Genomic DNA, 19,621 nt, shown 5'->3' with positions numbered 1-19,621 from the left:
ATGACTTGCTCAGCCAAATATAATCAGGGATTTGTTATGACTACGACGCGCTATGCCAACATTTTAAAGCCACTGCATTTGGGTTTTACCACCATTAAGAACCGGGTGGTGATGGGGTCGATGCATACTGGCCTAGAAGATCGTTTTTATAATTATCCCAAACTGGCTGCGTATTTTGGTGAGCGTGCAAAGGGTGGCGCAGGTCTGCTGATTACGGGTGGAATATCGCCCAACCGTCAAGGCTGGTTGTTACCGGCGGGCGGTACCATGAATACTTTGGGGGACATTGCGCCGCATCGTTTGGTGACGCATGCAGTGCATAAGCATGGTGCCAAAATTCTGTTGCAGATTCTGCATGCCGGACGTTATGGCTATCAGCCTTTTGTGGTCTCGGCCAGCCCGATCAAGTCGCCGATTTCTCCCTTTAAACCACGTGAAATGTCAGATAAACAGATTCTGAATACCATTCAGGATTATGTCAGAACGGCCAGTATTGCCAAAAAAGCCGGCTATGATGGCGTAGAAATCATGGGTTCTGAAGGCTATTTGCTGAATCAGTTTTTAAGCCGGCATGTCAATCAGCGTGCTGACCGTTGGGGTGGCCCGATCGAAAACCGGATGCGTTTTGCCGTAGAAATTGTCAAAGCGATTCGTGAGGAAATTGGCGAAAAATTTATTATCTGTTTCCGTTTGTCGCTTCTGGATCTGGTACATGATGGCAATACCATGCAAGATGTGATTACCGTGGCTAAAGCTTTGGAAAAGGCGGGGATTACTTTACTCAATACCGGTATTGGCTGGCATGAAGCACGTATTCCCACCATTGTGACTTCTGTACCGCGTGCAGCTTTTGTCGATTATACCGCTGAAGTGAAAAAGCACGTGGCGGTGCCGGTCATTGCATCGAACCGGATCAATATGCCAGATACTGCTGAAGAAATTCTGGCTTCCGGCCAGGCAGACATGGTGCAGATGGCACGTCCATTCTTGGCAGATGCCTTCTGGGTCAATAAAACCGCGACCAATCGTGTTGATGAAATCAATACCTGTATTGCCTGTAATCAGGCCTGTCTGGATCATACCTTTAAAAACCAGCGCGCAACCTGTCTGGTCAATCCACGTGCCGGCTATGAAACCGAACTGGTCTATGTCAAAACCAAAAAAGCCAAAAGTATTGCAGTGGTCGGTGGTGGTGTTGCAGGGCTGTCTGCGGCCACAGTCGCAGCCAGTCGCGGGCATGATGTGACGCTGTTTGAGGCCAGTCATGAAGTGGGTGGACAGTTTAATCTGGCTAAAGTCATTCCGGGGAAAGAAGAGTTTCACGAAACGATTCGTTATTTTAAAGTCCAATTGGAAAAAACCGGCGTTGATGTGCGATTAAATACCCAAGTGAACCGTGAACAGCTGGAACGTGAAGGTTTTGATGAAGTCATTGTCGCGACTGGTGTCGTGCCGCGAGCGCTTAAGATCGAAGGCAGTCAGGCACCGCAAGTCTTGTCTTATGCAGAAGTACTACGCGGTGCGCCAGTCGGAGATCGTGTTGCGGTCATTGGTGCAGGCGGTATTGGTTTTGATGTGTCCGAGTTTTTGTTAAAGCCGCCTCATCAGGTACAGCCGCAACCTGTGAATGAATGGAAACGTGAATGGGGTGTAGACCCGAATCCAAATTATGTCAGTGAAGGCGGCATGCAAGGTGCAGAAATTGAAGCACCTATTCGTGAAATTTATTTATTACAACGTAAAAAGACACCGCTTGGCGCAGGCCTAGGCAAGACTTCAGGCTGGGTACATCGTGCCCAATTAAAAAAACACGCGGTGCGCATGTTGCGCGGTGTGCAATATAAATCTGTTACCGATGAAGGCTTATGGATTGAGGTGGATGGCCACGCTCAATTATTGCGTGTGGATAGTATTGTGGTGTGTGCAGGACAGGAGTCGGTAAAAGATTTGATGCCACTTGCCGGGGAAAATACCTTGGCACAATATCATATTATTGGTGGGGCTAAACTGGCTGCCGAGCTGGATGCCAAGCGTGCCATTCGTGAAGGAGCCGAATTGGCCGCCAAATTGTAGGGATTTGATGAAACTATATGCAGTTAATCAGATTCACTGTAACTTTCACTTGTCAGTTACATAAAAGCGCCGTATTATTGCGCCCATGGAAGCGTGGCAGAGCGGTTTAATGCACCGGTCTTGAAAACCGACGAGGGTGTGAGTCCTCCGTGAGTTCGAATCTCACCGCTTCCGCCAAATTTTAAAAACCCCAATCGAAAGATTGGGGTTTTTTTATTGCTGATGAATTTTACAGAATGATTTAAAATAAACGGATCTTAAAGAGGTTCGATATTTAAAAAGTCGATAATTTATAAACAGATATTCTTCAATCGCATACTTCAATCTTAATCAGAGCCAGAGCAATTCTTTCCACATGCTGATAAGCAGGTTGCTCTAATTCTTCACCAAAAATATCCGGATCAATTTCCTCATAAGACCAGTGAATATTTTGATGCTGCTGCATCAGGTCTTGCAGATACTGTAAAAATCGATTGCCATTTCGTGTGATGGTAGCGCCGGTATATAAAAATAAACGGCCGCCTGAATTTAGCCTTTGCAGGCCTTGTTTTATAATTTTAAAAGATAATTCATTGCCATCGAGCTCATTACCTCCGTGTCGATATTGCCGTTGCTCAGGATCAATTAAATAAGGTGGATTGGCAAAAATCAGGTCAAACTGACCTTCAAGATTGGAAAATAAATTGCTCTGTACAGGAGAGATTGAAGCAAAACCCGAAAAATCAATGTTGAGCTGACTATAGAGCAAGGCTTTGGGGTTTAGATCTGCTACAAAGATTTCCTCATGATCCGGAAAGTATTTGGCGATACTGATGGCAGCAGCAGAGGTGCCACAGCATATTTCAGCAGCCCGTTTGAAAGGGCGAGGTTCGGTGGCTAGATATTGCTTGAGATGATAGACAAAGCGATAAGTATCGGGACCAAAAAAAACAGCATCCTGTTGTGTGGTCGGAAAGGAAGAGTGAATAAAGAGTTCACCTTCCAGTGAAGCGACTCTGACCAGACTGGTGTATTGCTCATCCTGAACCTGTAGAAGTTGCTGTTTTGCCAGCAAGGAAAAAAGAACCGGATCAAGATCGGTTTTGCTAAATTCCAGATTCCAGCCAAATATATCCTGCAGGGTTATTTCCTGATTTTTCTCGTTTCTTTTACGATCTAAAATCCGTTGATGCGACAACGGGGTAATGGCTGTGAACTGATAGTTTTGTTGTTTTAAAAACGCTAGTAAAAAATGCAGAGCATGTTGCTGGTGATTCTGAATTTCTAAAATCTGGTTCATAAGCGTTGCTCTTTGGTTTATTTAAAATCAATACAAAGCTGGATAGACGTTGAATCCCATATAAGACCATGACCAGATCAGCCATTCGCGATGCGTTCATTCAATAGAAATGAATCAGCTTCATCTTCGCCTGAAATGCCAGAATTTTAAGTAAAAAACTGATGTGAATTGGTGTGATTTTTATAGCTGTTTTTAAAAAAATTATCTTCTGATAAAGCTTCTGTCTGCTTTTATTCTCGATTCATAAAAAATGGCTATTCATCAAAGTGATTAATAGCCATGATGGGTGAGAGCCTTAAAACTTAGTGAGGCACTTCTGGTAAATCAAACCAGATCACTTGCGCATCATCGATGGCTTGAATCGCTGAGTCATCCAGAAAAGCAATTGCACCACCCGCCTCAACTCTATGTTCTGCAATCTGCACAGTGCCAGAAACTACATGAATATAATTGATCTGCTGGGTGGCCTGCACTTGCAAACTTTGACCTTGCTGAATTACCGCAGTTTTGACTTCAGCATTCTGACGAATATGCATCGGCGCATTGTCATTCGGTCCACAAATTAAATGCCAATGGTTAGGCTGCTCATGCGGATCCAGACGAATTTGCTGATAATTCGGTTTGGCATCCTGTTCATTGGGAATAATCCAGATTTGCAGTAAATGTACCCGCTCATCGCCCTGATTCATTTCACTATGGCGAATACCTGTTCCGGCACTCATGAGCTGCCATTCACCCGCAGCAATACCGCCATGATTGCCCATGCTGTCCTGATGAGTAATGGTGCCTTTCAGTACGCAGGTCAGGATTTCCATATTGTCATGGGGATGGGTTCCAAAACCCTGATGCCCATCGATTAAATCATCATTAATAACACGTAAGGCACTGATCCCCATATACTTGGGATCATACCAGTTACCAAATGAGAAGCTGTGCTTAGACTCCAGCCAGCCCATTTTTACATGACCACGATTTTCGCTAGGATGTAGAAAAGCCTTCATGATTTCATCTCGATCTTATTTTCAACTTGAGATCATCATACTGTTGTTTTAAGCTCAAAAAAATCTCAAATAGGCGACATATCATTGCATTTTTGCAACGATATATCAGCTTAAAATCAAGTCATAAAAAAGCCCACTGAAAAGCGGGCCGTTTTATTCAAAGCATTTTACGGATCATTATTCTAAGAAACGAACAGTTACGCCAGATTTGACTTTACGGCCAAGATCATTGGCATCCCAGTTGGTCAGACGGATACAACCGTGTGAATAGGATTTAGAAATCATGGACGGATTCGGTGTGCCGTGAATACCAAATGATTTTTTGTTGAGACCAATCCAGACATTACCGACCGGGCCGTTTGGACCTGGTGGTAGAGACAGTGGTTTGGTGTTTTTACCTTGAACAAAGTTACTTGGCGAGTAGCTATACCAAGGATTTGGTGCAACGCCGGTGATTTTATAAGTACCCGTTGGTGAAGGCGTACTGGTATTGCCGATACTGGCAGGGAATGAGCCGATCATTTGATTTTTACTGTTAAATAAGTACAGTTGTTTGGCACCTTTATGTGCAACAATCAAGTGAATACCTTCTGGTAGCTCATTACGAACATTGGTCACCAGAATCTTTTGGCCGACTTTGTTAAAATTAGCACCTGGATTCAACTTCTTCAGGAAGTTTTCATCCATATGGAACTTTTCACTGAGCATTTCAGATGCGCTGGTGTAGTACAAACCTTTCATTTTCGCCTGTAGCGCATAATCTGAAGGAATCGATTTGGCAAATGGTCCTGCCAGATCTTTTTCAGTAATGGTGTACTCTACAAAGGTCGGCTTGGAACCCTGACGTGCCACCAGTTTGTCCCAGGTTTCCTGCGTCAGTACGCCATTTGGCTTGATGCCATTCATTTGCTGGAAAGAGGCAATTGCTTTCAGTGTGTTCTTGCCGCTGGTACCATCAATCGCACCCGGTGAAGCGTGGGCATTGTTGAGCATGACATGTGCACGTGCGTAGACCGGAAATTGACCTGCACCAATGTTTTCATACCACTGGGCATTGTTTAAGCCGTCTAAAGTCCACGAAGCTTTGGTCGCAGCAGAGTTCGTCGGGGCCTTGGTATTTGGCGCTGCACCAATATCAGCAGATTGGTCTTCGGTATCTTGTAGCTCATTCAGTGCTTCAGAGGCCTGATTTAAGTCTTGTTGTTCTTGCGCCGTAATTTTGGCTTCAGCCGGTGCTTGGGCGGCTGAAGCTTCAGTCGCGAGTGGATCAATTGGATCCTGGACTGAAACATCGGTAACAACTTGCGGGTTCAATGGTTGTTCAGCAGTAGACGCAGCAAAAACAGTACCTGCGAAAATGCAACCTAAACTCACAGCGAGCATTGTGCGAACGAACATGTAAATCAACCTTAAAATTATTTCTTTAAAAATGTGAAAAAACACTATAAGTATTACAGAAAAAATGTGGAGATGCAGTAGTTGTTTTGTGTAAAACATCACATTTGGTCGCTTAAGCTGATCGGTTTTTAAAGTCAGCAGAAGTTATTAAAAATACAACCTTTTTGTTATGATATGGCGAATATCAAAGATAGATAGGAAAGTAAATGACGACCTTAAAAAATGATCGTTTTCTGCGCGCCTTGTTGCGTGAACCTGTAGATGCCACTCCGGTATGGATGATGCGTCAGGCGGGCCGTTATTTACCAGAATATCGCGCAACGCGTGCTCAGGCAGGAGATTTCCTTTCTCTTTGCAAAAATACTGAACTGGCCTGTGAAGTGACCTTACAGCCTTTACGCCGTTATGATCTGGACGCCGCGATTTTGTTCTCTGACATTTTGACAGTGCCTGATGCTTTAGGTTTAGGATTGTATTTTGAAGTGGGTGAAGGGCCTAAATTTCATAAAACTGTCCGTACCGAGCAGGATGTCGCAAATCTGCCGGCCTTTAATGCAAAATCGGATCTGGATTATGTGATGAATGCAGTGTCGACCATTCGTTCGGCCTTGGGTGGCCAGGTTCCTCTGATCGGTTTCTCTGGCAGTCCGTGGACCTTGGCGACTTATATGGTGGAAGGTGGTTCAAGCAAGGATTTCCGTTTCACCAAAAATATGATGTATGCACAGCCTGAAGTGCTGCATGCTTTGCTGGAACGTCTAGCCGATGCCGTGATTGATTATCTGAATGCGCAGATTGATGCAGGTGCACAAGCGGTACAGATTTTTGATAGTTGGGGCGGCGCACTGGCACATCGTGAATATATTGAATTCTCGCTCAACTATATGAAGAAGATTGTTACTGGCTTGCACCGTGAAAAAGATGGCCGCAAGATTCCAGTAATTCTGTTTACCAAAGGTGGCGGTCAGTGGTTGGAACCGATGATCGCTACAGGCGCAGATGCCTTTGGTCTGGACTGGACCACACCACTGGATGTAGCACGTCAAACCGTTGCGGGTCGTGCTGCGCTTCAGGGTAACCTCGACCCTGCGACCTTATATGGTTCATCGGAAACTATTATTAAGGCGACCAAAGCCATGCTGGATGATGCTTATGCCAATGGTGAAAAAACCGGTTATGTAGCAAACCTCGGCCACGGCATTACCCAGTGGGTCGATCCAGCCAATCCAAAAGCCTTTATTGATACCGTACATGAGTATAGTGCTAAATATCTTTAGGATTTAAACCTTGATCGATCTATTCAAATCAGGGTTTGAATTTACCTATAAGGCAGCTTCGGCTGCCTTATTTGGGATTCTACTCCTGCTGGCGTTTGCACTCACTGCTGCCATGGGCAGTGATCTGTTTTACGGTTTTTACCGTTATGACTATCTGTTATTTTTTGCCCTGCTCATTCAGGTGCTGCTGCTTTATACCAAACAGGAATCCTGGGCCGAAGCCAAAGTGATTGCGCTGTTTCATCTCATGGCCATGGTGATGGAAATCTTTCTGACCCATCCTGCGATTGCCTCCTGGTATTATCCACAACCGGCAATCTTTAAAATTATGACCGTGCCTTTATTTGCCGGTTTTATGTATTCTGCGGTCGGCAGTTTTTTTGCGCGTTCCTTGCGTTTATATCAGGTCTCATTTGAAAAGTTGCCAGGCTTTCGCCATATGTTGCTGCTGGCGGTGTTGTCTTATATCAACTTTATGAGCAAGTTTTTTATTCCTGACTATCGCATGCTTTTATTTGTCTGGAGCGTGCTGATGTTCTGGAAAACTAAAATTCGTTTTCAGTTGAATCAGCACGCTTTTCAGTTGCCAATGTTACCGATCTTGCTGCTGCTGGCCTTTATCATCTGGATTGCCGAGAACATCAGTACCTTTTATCAGATCTGGCTCTATCCAAGTCAGATTGAACAATGGCATATGGTGGGCTGGGGCAAACTCGGGTCCTGGTATTTGTTGTTATTGCTGAGTCTGGTCTTGGTACTGAAGATTTTAGGGCAGCGCAATTTACATGGCGACTGGACGCTGAAAGAGTAATGGAATTATTCAGGTTATGTTTATGTAAAGCATGCATTTTTTCGATTGCGCCAAACCTGACTTATCGCTACTCTGCTGAGTGTGTAAGTCAAATTACATAATGAGAGTAATAACAAAGATTGCATGAGAATAACTGGAGAATAAGTATGTTGAAAAAAATTATGCTGGCGGCAGTATTAGCGACTGGTTCAAGTATGGCAATGGCTGACCGAGATGTCGGCTGTGGTATCGGAAGTCAGGTGTGGGCCGGTCAGACTGGTATTATTCCTAAACTTTTAGCAGGTACCACCAACGTTCTTTTCACGAATCAATGGCTCGGGATCACGTTTGGTACTTTAGGTTGTAGCCAGGGTGGCACAGTCACCGCTCAAGTGGTGACTTTTACCAATGAAAATGCTGAAGCACTGGCGCGTGATATGGCAGTGGGTGAAGGTGAAAGCCTGAATGTTCTGGCTGAACTTCTGAATATCAAATCTGAAGACAAAGGCCATTTTTTTAACATTTCCAAGCAGAATTTTTCTGAAATCTATTCCGAACAAAACCAGAATACCCTTCAAGTTCTGAGTTCATTACAAACAGTGATGGCCAAAGATGAAGTATTGAAATCTTACATCTGATCCGCACTTTGAAAACCCTGCTATTCTGGCAGGGTTTTCTTATGACTCAAAGAAATTGACGAGAATAAGTTAACTGAATGAAATATGCGTTCTTCATGTTGGGTCTGGCCTTCAGTCCCTTAAGTTTTGCAAACGAAATTAATCCGGATATCCAGCATTATCTCGATCAGGCCAAAAGCAAACGCCTAGATCAGAGCACCACCTGGCAGCGTCTGATGTATGCTAATTCTAAAGGCCACAGCGAGGTCGATTATTCAGGCTATTTTCTGGCAGAGCAGGGAAAGACTGATCTCAAAAAAGAAATACAGCATAATATTCAGGCCTTATTTGGCAGTACAGAACCGAATCAGTCCATCCGTTGTAAGTTTCCGGCCCGAAGCAGCTGGTTAATGCAGCAGCTGGATATTTCCGAACAGCAATTACCTGAAGTGAGTTGTCCGGATTTTGATCGATGGATTGCTGAGGTCAAGCCCTATCAGGCCACGCTGATTTATGCCACAGATTTTATGGGCAATCCCAGTTCGATGTTCGGGCATACCTTGTTGCGTCTAGATCCCAAAGATCAACAGCAGCTCAACCTGATTTCCTATGCCGTCAACTATGCCGCAACCGTCGACGGCAATGACAACTGGTCATTTGCCTGGAAAGGACTGACCGGACAATATCTGGGTGAATATTCCCTGATGCCGTATTATCGCAAGGTCAAAGAATATGGCGACTTTGAAAGCCGGGATTTATGGGAATATGAATTAAATTTAACTCCACAAGAGACCCGGTTTCTGGTGCAGCATCTTTGGGAAATGCAAAAGGTGAGTTTCCCTTATTATTTTATCAATGATAATTGTGCTTATCGCCTGCTGGGGCTATTTGATCTGGTGCGTCCTGAGTTAAATTTACAAAAACAGTTTAATTCGACTGCCATTCCGATCGAAACCTTGAAAGTGGTAGAACAGCAGGGCTTGATCAAACAGAAAGTTTATCGTCCTGCCCTGGAAACACAGTTGCTGGCTCAATCTAGACAGCATGGCAAAGCTTTGGCAAAAAAGGCTCATCAGCTGGCTTATGCAGAAACAGGTACCATGCCTTCAATGTTGCAAACTTATCCGGCAGAGGATCAGGCCAAAGTGCTGGAAATGGCCTATGATCATCTATATCTGGATTTTCTCAGACAGAAAGTAGATGAGTCCTTTGCCCAGCCACGTTTTCGCAAGTTATTGGGCTTAAGAAGTCAGCTGGCTATCGAGAAACAGCGTCAAGCACCTGAGCGTCCGAAAACAGATCCAGTACAAAGTCATCATGCACGAAATATCAGTTTTGAGGCCGGACAGGTTCAGGGTGAATCCTTTGTTCAGCTTGGGCATCGGCATGCCTATCATGATTTAATCGATCCACAGGGTGGTTTGCGTACCGGCACACAACTGCTGTTTCTGGATGGGGCATTACAATATCGTAATAGTGAACTCAAACTGGAACATCTGGATTTACTGGCCGTCAATTCCTATAACCCGATTAATCCATTTAATACGCCCTTATCTTGGGGTTTTAATCTGGGCTGGACACAGGAAGCCTTAGACCGTCATGGCCAGTTTAGCGAAGAGCAACAGCATGGCGTCGCCGGTTTTAAGACCCAAGCGGGCTATAGCTGGGCAAATGCGAGCCGCGAACATTTGTGCTATGCACAAATGCAAACTCACGTTCAGGCGGGCAAGGCGCTCGATCAGGGTTGGCGCGTAGGAGCAGGGCCAACTTTGGGCTGCCAGAATATCTGGACTGATCAGATCAACAGTCTGGTGCAAGTGGAACTGCCTTATTGGGAAGATTCGCATCGCTGGCATCTGAAGCTAAATACCCAATTGCAATATGCCTTTACTGCACAGAATGCGGTTCGATTGTCTTGGGAATATCAGCAACAACAGGCGAAAGACTGGGATCAATGGAGTTTGGGCCTGATCCGTTATTTTTAAACGGCTTATATATTTTAAGGGCTAGTTTACGAAACTTTTCCTGTGAATCATCGATCAGTATAATTGGAATAATCTTGTCGATATTTTAGTTAATGCACCCGAATTTTGTTATATTTGTCACATAATGTTAGTGCAAATTGCAGTGTTTTGGGGAATGGGGCGTATGAATAATGAATGCATGGCAATGCTGGCCGAACAATGGAGGCAGATCTGTCAGAATTATTCAGCAGATGATCTATTGCATGCATTTCATTTTGTTCAGGAACATTCTGTTATTCTGGTCGAAGAATTCTATAAGAATATGCTCTTAGAAAAAGAATCGGCCCAGTTCCTGACCGAACAGATGGTTCAGCAGCGTTTGCGTAATACCCTGATTCAATGGCTGTCAGAAAGTTTTAGCGTACCGATCAACAAGAGTTATGTGCAAGCCGTACAAAAGCAGGCGATGGTTGGACATGTACATGCCCGGGTCGGTATACCTTCTTGGTTAATCATGCGTGGTGTTCGCGAAATTGAACGCAAGGTTTTTGAACTGTTGCAAGCATCTTCTCAAAACAGCATGTTGACCGCCTGCAGTTATATTGTGCAAATCATGGGCTTTGCCACAGAAATCATGTGCCGTTCTTATGAAGCCAAAACAGCCATGAATCAGGAAATCAAACACAGTTACCGTGTTTTTTCAGCCATGCAGGATGTAGCGGTACAAAAAGACAAACAGCGCAGCTCATTGCTGGACTGGGAAAATGAACTGATGTTTAAGGTCTTTTCGAGCCCTGACAATTTAAAGCATCCGATGTTGTCCAAATCCGAGTTCGGTTTATGGTTTATCCATAAAGCCTCTTATGCTTTTACCGGTTCGGACCAGGTCGATTTAATCATTGAGCGGATTTATCAGATTGATGCAATTAATCAGACCATCATGGATTGTACGGATAAAAATAATGTCTTGGGGCTGATTCAACAAATCCGTGACTTAAACCGTGAAATTCAACTGCTGGTCGATCAGTTATTTCAGGTTGCGGAATATATTGAATCAGGCAATGATTCATTGACCCAGTTGTTAAATCGCCGTTATTTAAATACGGTGATTTCCCGTGAAATCACTTTTTCCCGTAAAAATCATACACCTTTGTCTTTACTTGCGATGGATGCCGATTTCTTTAAAAGTATCAATGATAAATTTGGACATGCCGCAGGTGATCTGGCACTTAAATTTATTGCCGAAGCGCTGCAAAAATACAGTCAGGGCAGTGATTATGCCTTCCGGGTCGGTGGGGAAGAATTCTTATTGTTGCTGGTCGATACAGATAAACAACGTGCCTTAAGTATTGCCGAAAGTATTCGTAAATATGTTGAAAATGGCATGATTAAAACCGCGCAAGGACAACAGTTTAAAATCACGATCAGTATTGGATGTACGCTCTATGACGGGCATCCGGATTATCAGCGATTTTTAGATGCTGCGGATGCCGCACTGTATATGGCGAAAAATACCGGTCGTAACCGGGTCTATATGGCACAGTCGCCCTCAAATCCGGTAGGGCAGCAATGATCCAGCTAGCTTAAAAGTTCTATTCATCTGCCATGTGTTGCTGGATAAATTCCTGAAATTTTCGCTTTTGCTGAATATAGTCTGGATGGTTTTTCGCATCATTCCATTTTTGTTTAAAAATGTTGGCGGCCGCTGCTTTGACCGGATCTTCGTGGCTGCGTGGCAATTCTGAACGGCCATGTGCGCCGCTTAAGCCTTTCTTATCTTCCGGAACCGGCCCATCATATTTTTTACCACCTTTATGGTTGGCGTAACGGCGGGCACGGGTATAACCCATCTGTAAAAACTTGCGTGCCATGTCCGCACCGATAAAATCATCTTGTTTTAAATAAGCTAGGAATAGCTGATAAATTTTGTCACTGCTGGCTTGGGCTTTTTCTTCATCCGCAAAGCGCCAGTGCGGCAGAATTTCAAATTTATAAGGCTCCACCAATAATACGCCTTGTTCTCCTCGGCCAATTCGGTACAACTCGGGCCGTTTGCGAAAATTAATCTTTTCGAAGTCCAGAGAATAATCAAAACTATTCGACACCACCCGTGACTGACGTTTTGGCGGCGGATTTTTGGCTGCTGGACTCATATCTTTGCCTTATATTTAGAAGGGTCGGTATCACTCAATAAAGAACACACTAAAAAATATAAAATAATTCTACTGATCTACTCACCCGAGATCAGGATCAAGAAAAGCCCCAGTCATGGGGCTTGGATTTTACTTTGACTTTTTCGAACTGGTCTTCGAGGTTTTGGCTTTATCAGACTTGCTCTTGGGCGAAGTGCTTGACTGCTTTTTGGCCGGTGCTGATTTTTTTGAAGAAGATTTTTTCGTCTTGCTGTCTTCATCTTTGCTCTTATTGCTGCTTTTCGCTTTAGCCGGTTTTTTCGCTGAAGATGTTTTCAGGTCTTTGGCTTTATCGCTGCCTTTAGAACTCGCACTTTTCTTCGCCTTTACTTTTTCATCTTTACTGGCATTCTCTTTTTTAGAAGATGCTGCTTTAGATTTAGCACTTTCAGCTTTTTTGCTGACTTTGCGATCGCTGTCCTTGTCACTGCTTTTGTTCGACTTCTTCAGTTTTTCATCTTGCGTCTTTTTAGCAGTTTTTGCAGATTTCTTGCTGTCTTTGTCCTGATTGTTTTTGCTATTCGCCATGGTCATTTTCCTTGTCATTAAAAATCAAGCAGAAAGATATAAAGCTGTTTGCTGTATATCAACGTCAATTTACTTTAAGCGAGGACTAACTGGATTAAAACTTTATCATGTATCTAAATGTAGGCTTGTTGCAAAGATAAGCAGCAATTGTTTAGCTGCAAGTATAACGAATGCAAATTTGGTCAACAGCAGCTGTGATATCGATATTCTCTGACCAGAGCAGTTTATAAGAAATTAAAAGAACCCCGAATGATCGAGGCTTTAAATAATTGGCTTTTAAGGCTTAGTAGCTTTCTGGCACTGCACTTAAAAACTCACGGCGGGTTTCTTTATCAGTTTTAAAATCACCAATAAAAGAGACTGTACGTGTGGTCGATTCCTGTTTGCCCACACCACGCATCATCATGCACATATGTGCAGAATCAATCATCACGGCGACACCACGTGCTTTGGTGATTTCCGCCACTGCTTCTGCAATTTGCTGGGTCAAGTTTTCCTGGATTTGCAAACGACGCGCAAACATTTCAGTAATACGGGCAAATTTGGACAGGCCCAAGACATGACCTTCTGGTAAATAGGCGATATGGACACGGCCATAAAATGGTAATAAATGATGTTCACATAAGGAATAGAATTCGATGTTTTTGACCAGCACCATTTCACGGTTGTCGGAAGGAAAGACCGCTTTGTTGGTGACTTCTTCAAGTGTCTGACTATAACCCGAGGTTAAATATGAAAATGCTTTGGCAGCACGCACAGGCGTATCTTTGAGACCAGGGCGATTGAGATCTTCGCCAACGGCAGTAAGAATGTTTGCGTAGGATTGCTGCATAGTCATATGACGTATTCACTTAAACTGAGAATGAACAAGGACGGCATTGTAGCAGAAAACTTTTACAATGCCTTGTTTTGAGGCGAAAACCGGTTACTGTTTAAACTTTGGATTCTTTTCTGCACGTTTTAGCAGAACCAGAACTGCACCAGTACCGCCTTGTTTTTCAGGCGCACTGACAAAAGCCAAAACATCGCGATGCTGACGCAGCCAACCATTCACATAGGTTTTTAAAATCGCTTCCGGGCCTTTACCGTGTACGATCTTAATCACGTTCTGGTTTTCATCTTTGGCGATCTGGATAATTTGTAGCACCGCCTGACGCGCTTCTTCCACGGTACAGCCATGCAGATCCACAGCTTCAAACCAGCGTAAATTGCCGGCTTTTAAGTCTTCAAACACTTTATGCTGCAAGGTGGCAATGCGATAGCTCAAGTTGGCCTGACTCCCGACAGGATTGAGCATGGCCTGCGTGTCCGATAATGCCATGGCATCTGTTTCCATCGGGCCAGTCGCCGCTGCACGCTTTGCCAGGACTTGTGCATCCGGTTTTTTCTTGCGCGGTTTGTCCAATTGAACGGTATTTCCCGATTCAATTTTTTGCACGCCCTGCATTTGTTTGCGGAATAATTCCAGTTCTTCTAAAGCTTCTTGCTCGACAGTCTTTTCAACGGGTGCAGCAACAACCGCAGGGCTATGCGGCTGTGTAATTTGCTTCTTAAAAGATTTCAGCAGGTTGTACTGATCTTTAGATAATGAAGAATCGTGTTTACTCATAATGTAAAAACAAGGAAGATGCGGAATTTAACAGAATTATAGTCTGAAAATAGATAAAGGAGAAATGAATTGCTTGCATGGCATGTCTCGGTATTTATGAATTCACATGATGCTATTTCTTTTCTTATCAATCCTGAAAATAAAAAAGCCCAATCCTGAGATTGGGCTTGGTCTAAGTATTAAACTAGTCAATAGTTAAACCGATTCAGGCTCACCAAACAGGTTACGGAATGCATGATCAGGTCGAGGCTGTTTCATAAAACTTTCACCGACCAGAAAGGCATGAATATCATGCTGTTGCATCATCGCCACATCGGCAGGAGTAGCAATACCACTTTCAGTGACTAACAGGCGAGAGGGATCGAGTAAGTTCTTTAAACGAATCGAGGTATCTAAATCGACATCGAAGGTTTTTAAATTACGGTTATTCACACCCAGCAAGCAGCGATCTGAAAGTTTCAGCGCACGTTCCAGTTCAGCTTCATCATGTACTTCAACTAAAACATCTAAATTATGCTCAAAAGCAGTCTTCGACATTTCTTCCAGTTGCTGATCTGACAGACATGCCACAATCAGTAAAATACAATCTGCATCTAAGGCACGTGCTTCAATGACTCCATAAGGATCGATCAGGAAATCTTTGCGCAGCGCCGGCAGGTCACAATGCGAACGGGCAATCTGAATATTTTCATCTGCACCCTGAAAAAAGTCCACATCGGTCAGGACAGATAAACATGCGGCACCAGCATCTTGATACTGTGCTGCAATTTCCGCAGGATTAAAATTCTCACGAATAATCCCCTTAGATGGCGAGGCTTTCTTGATTTCAGCAATTACACCCGGACGTTTTGACATTAAAGACTGGGCAAAACCACGCACAGCTGATGCACCTTGAGCCAGCTCTTCCAGATCTTTATAGCTTTTCTGCTTTAAACGTAGAGCAAATTCTTCCGTTTTACGGTCAACAATCTTGCCTAAAATTGTATTTGCGATATCCACCATGATCAAAATTCCTGACCGAATTAAGCTTCGTATTGTTTAATGGTTTTGGTAAATTCAGACAGCACACTCATTTTCTCCAGAGCCTGGCCGCCATAAATAATGTCATGTGCCAATGCAACACCATGTTTATAGCTGCTGGTCAAACCGGAGACATAAATACCTGCACCCGCGTTGAGGGCAATCATATTGGCCGCTTTATCACCGATCTCTGATTTTTTCTTGCCCAATGCATCCTTGATTAATGCCAGACTCTGTGCAGAATCTTCTACAATTAAACCAGTCAAGGTTTGGGATTCGATATTAACCAATTCAGGGGTAATTTCCCATTCAGTCACTTCGCCATTTTTTAGCTCTGCCACATACGTTGCAGAGGCAAGACTGATCTCATCCAGCCCGTCGCGAGAATGCACCACCATCACATGTTCAGCACCGAGCTGTTTCATTACTTCTGCAATTGGACGGCACAGTTCATTGGAAAACACGCCAATGACTAAGCGATTGACGCCGGCCGGATTGGTCAGCGGGCCAAGTAAATTGAAAATGCTGCGAATCCCCAATTCTTTACGCGGGCCGATTGCATATTTCATGGCTGTATGATGATTCGGTGCGAACAGAAACCCGACCCCCACATCACGGATACAACGCTCGGTTTGCTGCATATTCAGGTCAAGATTAATCCCAGCCTGTTCCAGTAAATCTGACGAGCCTGATTTGGTTGAAACGCCACGGTTGCCATGTTTAGCAATGGTTGCGCCTGCTGCTGCAATCACAAATGCAGACGCGGTAGAGACGTTAAACAGGTTTTGACCATCACCGCCTGTACCGACAATATCGACTAAATAGGGAATATCGCTGACATCAATTTTGGTAGCCAGTTCACGCATGACCCGTGCGGCTGCGGTAATTTCATCAATGCTTTCACCTTTAAGGCGTAAACCCATCAGCAGGGCACCAATCTGGGCATCAGTGGTTTCACCTGACATGATGGCACGCATCACGTCTTGCATTTGATCCTGAGTCAGGTGAATGTTTTTGGTAATATTGTTTAAAGCTTGTTGAATATTCATAAGATGTTCTTAGGCATAAATTTCGAGAAAGTTTTTAAAGATTTGATGGCCATGCTGGCTCAGGATCGATTCAGGATGGAACTGCACGCCTTCGACCGGCAATGTCTTATGTTTTACCCCCATAATTTCTTCCATAGAGCCATCGGCTTCATTGGTCCAGCAGGTCACTTCCAGACATTCAGGCAAGGTGGCTTGATCAATCACCAGGGAATGATAGCGCGTTGCAGGAAATGGCGACGGAAGATTGCTGAAAATCCCGGTATCGCTGTGGTACATATCCGACAGACGGCCGTGCATGACACGTTTGGCACGTATGATGTCACCGCCAAATGCCTGACCAATACTCTGATGGCCGAGACAAACGCCCAATAACGGAATTTTTCCAGCAAAATGCTGAATCGCAGGAATCGAAATGCCTGCTTCACTCGGCGAGCATGGGCCGGGGCCAATCACTAAATACTTGGGTTGCCATCGCTCTATATCTTCCAATGTCACGGCATCATTACGGACTACTTTTACTTCTTGATTCAATTCGCCAAAATATTGAACGATGTTGTAAGTAAAGGAGTCATAGTTGTCGACCATTAAAAGCATGAGCTTAACCTATTGAAATTAATGCACTTAACTGTGCTAAAGTTGTCCAGATCGTACTTTATTTGCGCTTATTGCAAGCACAGGTGTGACACGACTAAATCATTGATTTCATTGTGTGAAAATAAAGCACTATTCATCATAGCAAAAAATAGCCGTATTCGGCGCAACAATTTTGCTCAATTTATTTGCTTTAAAAGCATCTGTATCAACTGGAATAAAATTTTAATCATGATTTAAAGTAATAGACTTACTTAAGGAAACTTTAGAATTTATATTTTTTAGGGAAAAATTGATAAGTTAAAAATAATCAGCAATATTGATCTAAAATCTGTTGAAAAAAGCATCACTTGAATAATAGAAATTTATATAGACTATGGTATAGAAAGTATATTTAAAGAAAATGCATCAAAATATTCACTGAGCAACTGCATGTTGCAGATTTCTGTTTGCCTCAGACCATGAGAAAAGAGTCAATTTTTAGCAACATATGGGTGTTTTTTTAAACAAATACACGAAAAAGTAGCAAATTTTATATAAAAAACTATGTTTTTAATACACTTCTATAGGTGATTGCACTATTTAGGTGCGCTAAAAAATAAAGCCGAAATAAAATAAATGAAGAATGCCTGAATATAGTGCATTTAGTTTCTCAACTAGTATAATAGTCGCAAAGTATTTTTGTCACTTCATGATTTCTTATATAGATTTCAAGATTTTATCTATACTTTGAATAGTTGGTACGGTAATTGCTTAATGACTACCAACTACTAACACGCACGTAACGAGTGCAACAAAAATTCATCGGAGCAAAATGAGCATGGCGAACAAAGTCCTTCAACTCATCCAAGAAAGTGGCGCGAAATGGGTCGATTTCCGTTTTACGGATACTAAAGGTAAAGAACAACATGTGACTTACCCAGCAGATACAATCGACGAAGATACTTTTGAAGACGGTAAAATGTTCGACGGTTCTTCAATTGCTGGTTGGAAGGGCATCGAAGCATCTGACATGATTTTACGCCCAGATGCAGAAACCGGTTTCATCGACCCGTTCTTTGCCGAGCCTACAGTTGTTGTGACTTGTGATGTGATTGAGCCTTCTACAGGTCAGGGTTATGACCGTGACCCACGTTCGATTGCTCGCCGTGCTGAAGAATACCTAAAATCAACAGGTATTGGTGATACAGCATTCTTTGGCCCAGAACCAGAATTCTTCGTATTTGACGAAGTAAAATGGGAAATCGATATGTCTGGCGCGCGCCATACATTGATCGCTGAAGAAGCGGCCTGGTCAACCAACAATGACTACGAAGGTGGTAACTCTGGTCACCGTCCACGCGTAAAAGGTGGTTACTTCCCGGTTCCTCCAGTTGATTCTTCACATGATATGCGTGCAGATATGTGTGCCAAAATTGAAGACATCATGGGCCCAGGTCGTGTAGAAGTACATCACCATGAAGTTGCATCTTGCCAGTTGGAAATTGGTGTAAGCTTCAACACCATGGTTCGTAAAGCGGACGAAGTTCAACAGTTTAAATATGCGGTTTGGAACGTTGCGCATCAATATGCGAAAACAGCAACCTTTATGCCTAAACCAATGGTTGGCGATAACGGTTCTGGTATGCACGTTCACATGTCGATCTCTAAAGATGGCAAGAACTTGTTTGCTGGTGATGAATATGCAGGCCTTTCAGAAATGGCATTGTACTTCATTGGCGGTATTATCAAACATGCGCGTTCATTGAATGCATTAACCAACCCTTCTACAAACTCGTACAAGCGTCTGGTTCCGCATTTCGAAGCACCGATTATGCTGGCTTACTCAGCGCGTAACCGTTCTGCATCTATCCGTATTCCTTACGTGTCAAGCCCGAAAGGCAAGCGTATTGAAGCTCGCTTCCCAGATCCAATGATGAACCCGTATCTCGGTTTCGCGGCATTGTTGATGGCAGGTATCGACGGTATCCAAAACAAGATTCATCCAGGTGAAGCGGCTGACAAAAACCTGTACGATCTTCCTCCTGAAGAAGAAGCGAAAATCCCGACTGTGGCGCATAGTCTGGATATGGCGCTTGAAGCACTTGAAGCAGATCATGATTACCTGCTGAAAGGTGGCGTGTTCACGAAAGACATGCTTGATGCCTATATCGAACTTAAAACTGAAGAAGTGCGTCGTTTAAACACGACCACTCACCCAGTTGAATTCGAGATGTACTACAGCCTGTAATTC

The 19,621-nt window shown here is 43.6% G+C and carries 17 protein-coding genes and 1 tRNA gene; 8 read left to right on the top strand and 10 right to left on the bottom strand.

The window, feature by feature from the left end; genetic code table 11:
• The first annotated feature begins 36 nt into the window (after positions 1-36).
• Both CWI32_RS00330 and CWI32_RS00325 read left to right on the top strand, forming a co-directional pair.
• Positions 37-2,073, top strand: coding sequence for an NADPH-dependent 2,4-dienoyl-CoA reductase (locus tag CWI32_RS00330; RefSeq protein ID WP_100357220.1), 2,037 nt, complete (start codon positions 37-39; stop codon positions 2,071-2,073).
• Between the two features lie 87 nt (positions 2,074-2,160).
• Positions 2,161-2,250: transfer RNA gene (locus CWI32_RS00325), tRNA-Ser, on the top strand.
• Positions 2,251-2,380: 130 nt separating this feature from the next.
• On the opposite strand, the gene CWI32_RS00320 is transcribed toward CWI32_RS00325, so the two are convergent.
• The 3 genes from CWI32_RS00320 to CWI32_RS00310 all read right to left on the bottom strand — a co-directional run bounded on the left by CWI32_RS00320 (position 2,381) and on the right by CWI32_RS00310 (position 5,751).
• Positions 2,381-3,352: a methyltransferase gene (locus CWI32_RS00320; RefSeq protein ID WP_005096395.1), complete on the bottom strand. Its 972-nt coding sequence runs from the start codon at positions 3,350-3,352 to the stop codon at positions 2,381-2,383.
• A gap of 302 nt (positions 3,353-3,654) precedes the next feature.
• Complete coding sequence (locus CWI32_RS00315; protein WP_100534376.1) at positions 3,655-4,353, bottom strand: pirin family protein; 699 nt, start codon at positions 4,351-4,353, stop codon at positions 3,655-3,657.
• Between the two features lie 177 nt (positions 4,354-4,530).
• Entirely contained in the window at positions 4,531-5,751 is a 1,221-nt protein-coding gene (locus CWI32_RS00310; RefSeq protein WP_005171817.1) for a L,D-transpeptidase family protein, read from the bottom strand.
• Between the two features lie 206 nt (positions 5,752-5,957).
• Between CWI32_RS00310 and hemE the strand changes: the two genes are divergently transcribed.
• The 5 genes from hemE to CWI32_RS00285 all read left to right on the top strand — a co-directional run bounded on the left by hemE (position 5,958) and on the right by CWI32_RS00285 (position 11,972).
• Positions 5,958-7,028, top strand: coding sequence for a uroporphyrinogen decarboxylase (gene hemE, locus CWI32_RS00305; RefSeq protein WP_005096398.1), 1,071 nt, complete (start codon positions 5,958-5,960; stop codon positions 7,026-7,028).
• A gap of 10 nt (positions 7,029-7,038) precedes the next feature.
• Entirely contained in the window at positions 7,039-7,839 is an 801-nt protein-coding gene (locus CWI32_RS00300; protein ID WP_100534375.1) for a DUF817 family protein, read from the top strand.
• A 146-nt stretch (positions 7,840-7,985) separates the two neighbouring features.
• Positions 7,986-8,456: a DUF3015 family protein gene (locus CWI32_RS00295; protein ID WP_005096400.1), complete on the top strand. Its 471-nt coding sequence runs from the start codon at positions 7,986-7,988 to the stop codon at positions 8,454-8,456.
• Between the two features lie 77 nt (positions 8,457-8,533).
• A complete protein-coding gene (locus CWI32_RS00290) occupies positions 8,534-10,420 on the top strand; it encodes an Lnb N-terminal periplasmic domain-containing protein (RefSeq protein ID WP_100534374.1) in 1,887 nt (628 codons plus the stop codon).
• A 163-nt stretch (positions 10,421-10,583) separates the two neighbouring features.
• The gene (locus CWI32_RS00285; protein WP_100534738.1) at positions 10,584-11,972 is read left to right on the top strand and encodes a diguanylate cyclase; all 1,389 of its coding nucleotides are present in this window, start codon (positions 10,584-10,586) and stop codon (positions 11,970-11,972) included.
• Positions 11,973-11,991: 19 nt separating this feature from the next.
• Here CWI32_RS00285 and CWI32_RS00280 read toward each other — a convergent pair whose 3' ends face one another.
• The 7 genes from CWI32_RS00280 to CWI32_RS00250 form a co-directional block, all read right to left on the bottom strand.
• Positions 11,992-12,552, bottom strand: a complete 561-nt coding sequence (locus tag CWI32_RS00280) for a DUF4385 domain-containing protein (protein ID WP_100534373.1) — start codon at positions 12,550-12,552, stop codon at positions 11,992-11,994.
• 129 nt (positions 12,553-12,681) lie between these two features.
• The gene (locus tag CWI32_RS00275) at positions 12,682-13,119 is read right to left on the bottom strand and encodes a hypothetical protein (protein WP_100534372.1); all 438 of its coding nucleotides are present in this window, start codon (positions 13,117-13,119) and stop codon (positions 12,682-12,684) included.
• A gap of 283 nt (positions 13,120-13,402) precedes the next feature.
• Positions 13,403-13,951, bottom strand: a complete 549-nt coding sequence (gene folE / locus CWI32_RS00270; protein ID WP_005096407.1) for a GTP cyclohydrolase I FolE — start codon at positions 13,949-13,951, stop codon at positions 13,403-13,405.
• A 93-nt stretch (positions 13,952-14,044) separates the two neighbouring features.
• Complete coding sequence (locus CWI32_RS00265) at positions 14,045-14,728, bottom strand: Smr/MutS family protein (protein WP_005096408.1); 684 nt, start codon at positions 14,726-14,728, stop codon at positions 14,045-14,047.
• A 195-nt stretch (positions 14,729-14,923) separates the two neighbouring features.
• A complete protein-coding gene (gene trpC, locus CWI32_RS00260; protein ID WP_005096409.1) occupies positions 14,924-15,730 on the bottom strand; it encodes an indole-3-glycerol phosphate synthase TrpC in 807 nt (268 codons plus the stop codon).
• 20 nt (positions 15,731-15,750) lie between these two features.
• Positions 15,751-16,797 (bottom strand): anthranilate phosphoribosyltransferase, encoded by a 1,047-nt coding sequence (gene trpD / locus CWI32_RS00255; protein ID WP_005096410.1) that lies wholly within the window; start codon positions 16,795-16,797, stop codon positions 15,751-15,753.
• 9 nt (positions 16,798-16,806) lie between these two features.
• Positions 16,807-17,391 (bottom strand): anthranilate synthase component II, encoded by a 585-nt coding sequence (locus CWI32_RS00250; protein WP_005096412.1) that lies wholly within the window; start codon positions 17,389-17,391, stop codon positions 16,807-16,809.
• An 811-nt stretch (positions 17,392-18,202) separates the two neighbouring features.
• On the opposite strand from CWI32_RS00250, the gene glnA reads away from it, so the two are divergent.
• Positions 18,203-19,618: a type I glutamate--ammonia ligase gene (gene glnA / locus CWI32_RS00245; RefSeq protein ID WP_171063330.1), complete on the top strand. Its 1,416-nt coding sequence runs from the start codon at positions 18,203-18,205 to the stop codon at positions 19,616-19,618.
• Positions 19,619-19,621: the final 3 nt, after the last annotated feature.

The sequence above is a fragment of the Acinetobacter pseudolwoffii genome (genome assembly GCF_002803605.1).
Classification (GTDB): Bacteria; Pseudomonadota; Gammaproteobacteria; order Pseudomonadales; family Moraxellaceae; genus Acinetobacter; species Acinetobacter pseudolwoffii.
The sequence above is the reverse complement of the archived record's forward strand: the minus strand, read 5'-3'. Positions and strand labels throughout refer to the sequence as shown.

Coding starts and splice junctions, on each gene's coding strand:
- CWI32_RS00315 (WP_100534376.1), bottom strand. CDS start 4,353: ATGAAGGCTTTTCTACATCCTAGCGAAAATCGTGGTCATGTAAAAATG.
- folE (WP_005096407.1), bottom strand. CDS start 13,951: ATGCAGCAATCCTACGCAAACATTCTTACTGCCGTTGGCGAAGATCTC.
- trpC (WP_005096409.1), bottom strand. CDS start 15,730: ATGGTGGATATCGCAAATACAATTTTAGGCAAGATTGTTGACCGTAAA.
- CWI32_RS00275 (WP_100534372.1), bottom strand. CDS start 13,119: ATGGCGAATAGCAAAAACAATCAGGACAAAGACAGCAAGAAATCTGCA.
- CWI32_RS00320 (WP_005096395.1), bottom strand. CDS start 3,352: ATGAACCAGATTTTAGAAATTCAGAATCACCAGCAACATGCTCTGCAT.
- CWI32_RS00285 (WP_100534738.1), top strand. CDS start 10,584: ATGAATAATGAATGCATGGCAATGCTGGCCGAACAATGGAGGCAGATC.
- CWI32_RS00310 (WP_005171817.1), bottom strand. CDS start 5,751: ATGTTCGTTCGCACAATGCTCGCTGTGAGTTTAGGTTGCATTTTCGCA.
- CWI32_RS00290 (WP_100534374.1), top strand. CDS start 8,534: ATGAAATATGCGTTCTTCATGTTGGGTCTGGCCTTCAGTCCCTTAAGT.
- CWI32_RS00265 (WP_005096408.1), bottom strand. CDS start 14,728: ATGAGTAAACACGATTCTTCATTATCTAAAGATCAGTACAACCTGCTG.
- trpD (WP_005096410.1), bottom strand. CDS start 16,797: ATGAATATTCAACAAGCTTTAAACAATATTACCAAAAACATTCACCTG.
- CWI32_RS00280 (WP_100534373.1), bottom strand. CDS start 12,552: ATGAGTCCAGCAGCCAAAAATCCGCCGCCAAAACGTCAGTCACGGGTG.
- CWI32_RS00330 (WP_100357220.1), top strand. CDS start 37: ATGACTACGACGCGCTATGCCAACATTTTAAAGCCACTGCATTTGGGT.
- CWI32_RS00295 (WP_005096400.1), top strand. CDS start 7,986: ATGTTGAAAAAAATTATGCTGGCGGCAGTATTAGCGACTGGTTCAAGT.
- CWI32_RS00250 (WP_005096412.1), bottom strand. CDS start 17,391: ATGCTTTTAATGGTCGACAACTATGACTCCTTTACTTACAACATCGTT.
- glnA (WP_171063330.1), top strand. CDS start 18,203: ATGAGCATGGCGAACAAAGTCCTTCAACTCATCCAAGAAAGTGGCGCG.
- hemE (WP_005096398.1), top strand. CDS start 5,958: ATGACGACCTTAAAAAATGATCGTTTTCTGCGCGCCTTGTTGCGTGAA.